Origin of the sequence: Pseudidiomarina sp., assembly GCF_033722695.1 — a bacterium.
GTDB lineage: Bacteria > Pseudomonadota > Gammaproteobacteria > Enterobacterales > Alteromonadaceae > Pseudidiomarina.
Map to the genome: position 1 here is coordinate 1 of NZ_JAWVYM010000052.1, position 5,891 is coordinate 5,891.

Annotated in this window: 4 protein-coding genes; 3 read left to right on the forward strand and 1 reads right to left on the reverse strand. The window is 52.3% G+C overall.

All coding sequences use genetic code 11. The features are described from left to right. Positions 1 to 134: 134 nt before the first annotated feature. The 3 genes from R3196_RS10600 to R3196_RS10610 all read left to right on the forward strand — a co-directional run bounded on the left by R3196_RS10600 (position 135) and on the right by R3196_RS10610 (position 4,972). Positions 135 to 1,379, forward strand: a complete 1,245-nt coding sequence (locus R3196_RS10600; protein WP_318936743.1) for a DUF294 nucleotidyltransferase-like domain-containing protein — start codon at positions 135 to 137, stop codon at positions 1,377 to 1,379. 4 nt (positions 1,380 to 1,383) lie between these two features. Then, positions 1,384 to 2,028: an exonuclease domain-containing protein gene (locus R3196_RS10605; protein ID WP_318936744.1), complete on the forward strand. Its 645-nt coding sequence runs from the start codon at positions 1,384 to 1,386 to the stop codon at positions 2,026 to 2,028. Positions 2,029 to 2,308: 280 nt separating this feature from the next. Then, entirely contained in the window at positions 2,309 to 4,972 is a 2,664-nt protein-coding gene (locus R3196_RS10610) for a TonB-dependent receptor plug domain-containing protein (RefSeq protein WP_318936745.1), read from the forward strand. Between the two features lie 93 nt (positions 4,973 to 5,065). Here R3196_RS10610 and R3196_RS10615 read toward each other — a convergent pair. Beyond that, on the reverse strand, positions 5,066 to 5,891 hold an 826-nt coding region (locus R3196_RS10615; RefSeq protein WP_318936746.1), incomplete at its 5' end, for a class I SAM-dependent methyltransferase.

The following is a 5,891-nucleotide window of genomic DNA, read 5'->3' on the forward strand; positions in this document are numbered from 1 at the left end:
CCCCCCCCCCGCCCCCCCCCCCGGCCCCGCCCCGCCCGTTTGGGTGTTTTCCCCCGGGGGGGGGGCCCCACCCAAAACTGGGCCCCCCCCCCCCCCTCCCCACGCTCTTAAAGGGGATTTTGACGGATAGGGATTTGCGGAATCGGGTGGTGGCGCAGGGGTTGGATTATGATCTGCAGGTGAATGCGGTGATGACGCCGGCGCCGGCGACGGTGTACGGTCGGCAGAGTCTGATGGATGCGCTGGCGCTGATGACGCAGCACAATATTCATCATCTGCCGGTGCTCAATGACAAGGATGAGCCGATTGGCATGATCACCAATACCGACCTGATGCGGCAGCAACGCAGCGAGCCGGTGATGCTGATTAGTGCGCTGAATAAAGCCGGTAGTCTGGATGCGCTGATTGATGAAGCCCAGCATATGCCGGCCTATATTCAGACGTTTGCGGCGCGGGTGCACGATTCGACTATTGTCGGACGGCTACTGGCTTCGCTTACCGATACCATGACAAGGCGGCTGATTGAGCTGTACGAGCGCGATCATGGGGTGGCCCCGGCGGCTTATGCCTGGCTGGCGTTCGGCTCGCAGGGGCGCGAGGATCAGACGCTGAGTTCGGACCAGGATAATGGCTTATTATTAGCAGACGATCTTAATGAGCAGCAGCGGGCGTGGTTCAGAGGGCTGGGTGATTTTGTCTGTCAGGGGTTGTACCGCTGCGGCATTCCGTTGTGTCCCGGCGATATTATGGCCAGCAACCCGGATTGCCGCCGTAGTCTGTCGGGCTGGCTGGATCGCTTCACGAACTGGACCACCAGCCCCACGCCCAAGGCGCTGATGTACTGTCAGATCTTTTTTGACAGCCGCATGGTGGTGGGCAATAAGCGGCTGTACCAGAAGTACCGGGCAGAAGTAGCCAAGCTGGGGCAAAACGACTTCTTTTTGGGCAACCTGGCGCGGCTGCAGTCGAACGTGCCGGTGCCGCTGGGATTGTTTAACCGCTTTCGCAGCACCGAGTCGGGTAAGGACAGCGACCTTATCAATATCAAGCGCTATGGTATCGCGCTGATCAACGATATTGTCCGAACCTATTCGCTGCAGGCCGGGCTAACCGAGCCACGCACCCTGGGGCGGTTGCAGGAGCTGAAAGGCAGCCGGCTGCTTAATCGCGCTGATAATCAGGCCCTGGGTGAAGCCTGGCTGTTCTTAACCGGGCTGCGGCTGCAGCATCAGTTGGACGTGTGGGGCACGGATAAACCGAAAAATGCGCTGGATCCTGATGAGCTCAGTACGCTGACCCGGCGTCAGCTGAAGTCGGCGTTCCGCATTATTAAAGAGGCCCAGCAGGGCGTCGGACTGAAATTCGGGCGGACAGGCTAAGCCGATGGTGCTGAATCGTCTTACCAACTGGCTAAAGCGCCGCCGGCAACTGGCCCGGTCCTGGCAGCACGTCCGTTACCTGGCACTGGATCTGGAAACCAGCGGCTTAAACCCGAAAACCGACAGCCTGCTGGCTATGGCATGGATTGAGATAACGCCACCGCTGCTGAATTATCGCAGTGCGCGCTATTATCTGGCGGGGCAGCGGGATACCGATCTGAAACAGAGTCCTGTCGTACACGGTCTGCGCCAGCAGCATTTTGCGGATCCGGTCGACCCGGCCGAGGCCTTAGCTGAATTAGCAGAAGTACTGAACGGCGCGGTGCTGGTTTGCCACCATGTGCAGCTCGACTGGCAGTTCCTGCAGGCGGCGGCACGGCATCACCATATTTCTCTGCAGCCATTAGCGCTATTTGATACATTGCAGTTTGACGCCAGGCGCCTGCGCAAACAGCAACACCATATTCAGCGTGGCAGCCTCACGCTCGCTAGTTGCCGGCAGCGTTACCAGTTGCCGGATTATCAGGCCCATCACGCGTTTGACGATGCGGTGGGCTGCGGTGAGTTATTTCTGGCCCAGGCCTATCATTTTGCCGGTCGCGCAACCGTCAGCGCCGCTGAAATTATCCGGCAGAGTCGCAGGCCCTGAAGAGACTGGGCTGACGGCCGAAATCCAACAATCAGCGAACAAATCTGCTTATCCTTTAATCCGATATCGTAAAAAAGTTCCCTAAAAGAGTAAAAAATATTGGTTTTTAACGCTATACAAGGTTGCTCAATGCATTCTTTTTGATTAGTATCGGGTACTGATCGGTTGGTGTCAGGTATGGTTTTTGCCAAATCAGACCCCGATCGGAACAAGCACGCTAAGCAATTAGCTGCAGGTTTATAACCTAGTAAATCACTTAAAAGTGATCCAGGGAGAAGATATGTATACTAACAATAAATTAGCTAAGTCTATCCGCTTAGCACTTATGTTCGGAGCTGCTTCAATGGCATTCTCTGGCACTGCGGCAGCGCAGAACCAGGAAGAAGAGCCAGTAGAAGAACTCGAAGAAGAAGTGCAGGAGCGTATCCAGGTAACAGGTTCACGTATTCGCCGTACTGACATGGAAGGCGCAGTTCCAGTAACTGTTATCGACCGTGAAGCAATCGACCTGTCTGGTGATATGTCAGTTTCTGACATCATCCGTAACACCACTTTCAACTCAGCCGGTTCATTCCGTCCACAGTCAGGTTCATCTGCACAGGGCGTATCTATGGTCAGCTTACGCGGCCTGGGTTCTTCCCGTACACTGGTACTGGTAGATGGTCGTCGTCTGACTATGTCACCTTCAACTGGTTCTAGCCAGGATTTGAACTCGATTCCAATCGGTGCAGTAGAGCGTATCGAAATCCTGTCTGACGGTGCATCAGCAATCTACGGTTCTGACGCTATCGGCGGTGTAATCAACGTTATTACCCGTAAAGACTACAACGGCGCACAGCTGACTGTAGGTGCAGGTGAAATCTCTGTACCACGTGAAGGCGGTGACCGTGAGCAAGGTAGCATCCTGTTCGGTTCTTCTGATGCTAAAACCTCGCTGTTAGGTGGCGTATCATGGAACACCCGTGAAATCGTATTCGAAAATGCTTACCCTTGGGTTCGCCCGGGCGCATCGATTTTCGGTAACAACTTTAGTACCGTAAGCAACCCGTTTGGCTTCAAAGGCATCCCATCTGCTTGTAACGATGAGAACTTCTATAAGCAGGGTAATATCTGCCGCTATAACTTCAACGCGACTAACGCGAACGAAGCGTCTTCAGCGAACGAATCACTGTTCCTGAAAGGTTCACATCAGATCAACAACGACTGGATGTTCTACAGCAACGCAAGTATCGCTGAGACTGTATCATTCGGCCGTTATGCACCAGCCCCTGATTCAAACTGGTACTATGGTGACAGCCTGGTTACTCCGGCTGATAGCTATAACAACCCGACTAACCCGAACGCGTGGATCTATGATCCAAACAACCCGAATGCGGTCACTTATGACCCAGCCTATGCTGGCGCCAACCAAGAAGTTTATATCTGGCACCGCTTCGCTGCTATGGGTAACCGTGACAGCACCGTAACCAACAAAAACAAAGATTTACTGGTTGGTTTCGAAGGCATGGTTGGTGACAACGCGATCGACTTCGGTTATCGCCGCGTACGTAACAACAGTACTGAAATCGGTAACGGCTACCTGGCAGCTAACACTGCATGGGGTAACGTAAACGACTTCAACCCAGGTTACTGCTCAGATGGCAGCTTCAATCCTGATGCTTGTCGTGTAGGCTATGATCTGCAAAACCCAAGCGGGAACCCAGAAAGCGTTCTGTCTGCTGGTGTTGTAACCACTTCACGTATCTCTGACTTTGATATCGATGAGTATTACGCGAACGTTGCATTCGACGTTGTATCTACCGACGCGGGTATGATTCAGAGCTTCCTTGGTTTTGAACACCGTAAAGAGCGTTACAGCGATCAGTATGACTCACAGTCAGAAGCTGGTCTGGTAGGTGGTTCTGCAGGTAACTCTGCAGGTGGTGGCCGTACTGTAAACGCAGCGTTCTTCGAAGTATTGGTTCCTGTAACTTATGACTTCGAACTGAACTTTGCTGGCCGTTATGACCGTTACTCTGACTTTGGTGGCAACTTCTCACCTAAAGCCAGCTTCAAGTGGTCAATCACTGAAGACATCATCTGGCGTGCTTCATGGGGCCAAGGCTTCCGTGCACCTACTCTGGACATCCTGACTCAGAAGACTTCGTTCTCTGCTGACTCGGTGAATGATGCTCAGACTTGTGCGGTCCTAGTTGGCGATCCTACGCAGCCATGTCAGGTAAGCGCGTTCTACCGTGCCAACGCTGACCTGGGTGCTGAAGAATCAGACCAAATCTCGACCGGTCTTGCAATGAACGTTACTGATCAAATCAGCTTTGCTATCGATTATTACGATATCGAAATTGAGAACCGTATCCGTGCGTTCAGTTCACAAGCTCTGATCAATCGTGAACTTGCCGGCGACCCGATTCCTCCAGGTCTGGGTGTAACCCGTAACTCAGCTGGCGTTATCACGCGTATCGACGCTGGTTACGGTAACGAAGGTACTCTGGAAACTTCAGGTCTTGACTTGAACATCCGTGCTAACTGGGACTTCGGTTCTATGGGCGCGCTGTCTCAAAGCCTGCAAGTAAGCCATGTACTTGACTATAAAGTTGATAGTGGCCGTGACACAGTGGGTGACTTAGGTTTCCCTCAGCAACGTGCTAACTTCAACAACGATTACACGTTCGGTGACTTTACCTTTGCTTATAACCTGAACTACATCGGTGATACTGCTCGCGAAACTATCGCTGGCGTTCAACGTGGTAGCGTAGGTAGCTGGGTAACTCATGACTTCCAGGTGAACTATGCCACTCAGTGGGATAACCAATTCACGTTCGGTATTCAGAACGCGTTTGAGAAATTACCTGAGTTAGTGCCTTATGGTGGTCGTGACTACAACTACAACCTGTACAACGGTTGGGGTCGCATCTACTACGTACGTTTCCAACAAAACTTCTAATTTAGACGTTTCGTTACGAAACACTTAGTAAGACAAATAAAAACGGGGCTGAAAAGCCCCGTTTTTTTATGTCTTTTTTAAGGTAAAAAAAGATTAGTTTTTCTGGATACTAAGGGTCCAGGCAAAGGTATCGCCATCGTGTTCAATCACATCAGCTGCAAAGCGTGCGCCTGATTTTTCTGCCTCTTTCTTGAGCGCAGTAATATCCTTTTTCGCCAGCGCGGCATTCAGCTGGTCCTGAAGACGCAGTTTGTGGTCGTTTAATACATGGTACTCGAAGGCCAGTTGCTTACGGCATTCGGCCAGGTTGTCACCTTTCATAACCTGCATAACCCGGGCTACCCGGCGCACTACATCATTCACCCATACCTGCTGCTCCGGTTTATTGTAGCGTTCTTGCAGCGCTTGCATGGCCCACTGAATACTGCGGCTCATAATACGGTTATGGGAAAATTCAGACCAACCCTTCTCACCGAGTTGCGGAATCGCCTGTCCGGCGAGTTCAATCAGCAGATCCGCTTGCTGAAACAACGGGCTGTTATCGAGAATATCCGTGAGGACAATCACGCCTTGCTTCGAATCTTTCAGCAGCGAGCTGCTGGCATGGTGGGCCATCGCGGTAAAACGGCCGCCAGATTTCAGCGATTCAAGGATGGATTTCAGCGCCTGGTTGCGATCGGCGTATTCAAAAGCGAACTGGCTGATAATCGCATCAACACTGCCGGCATCAAAAGGCATCTGCTCGACAGGCGTCTCACTATGGAAGGTAATCTGCTTAAGTTTTTTAGCTATGGCTGGTGAAGACGTACGCAATTGGGCCGGTGGATCGATTTTGGCCGCATCCACACCATGGATAACAAAGTCTTTCTGATTTGCGCGATTGTAATCGAAGGCCAGTAAGGCCAGCGCGCCGTTACCA

Bases quoted from the DNA above. Each gene is read 5' to 3' on its own strand.
- R3196_RS10610 (WP_318936745.1), top strand. From the start codon at position 2,309: ATGTATACTAACAATAAATTAGCTAAGTCTATCCGCTTAGCACTTATG.
- R3196_RS10605 (WP_318936744.1), top strand. From the start codon at position 1,384: ATGGTGCTGAATCGTCTTACCAACTGGCTAAAGCGCCGCCGGCAACTG.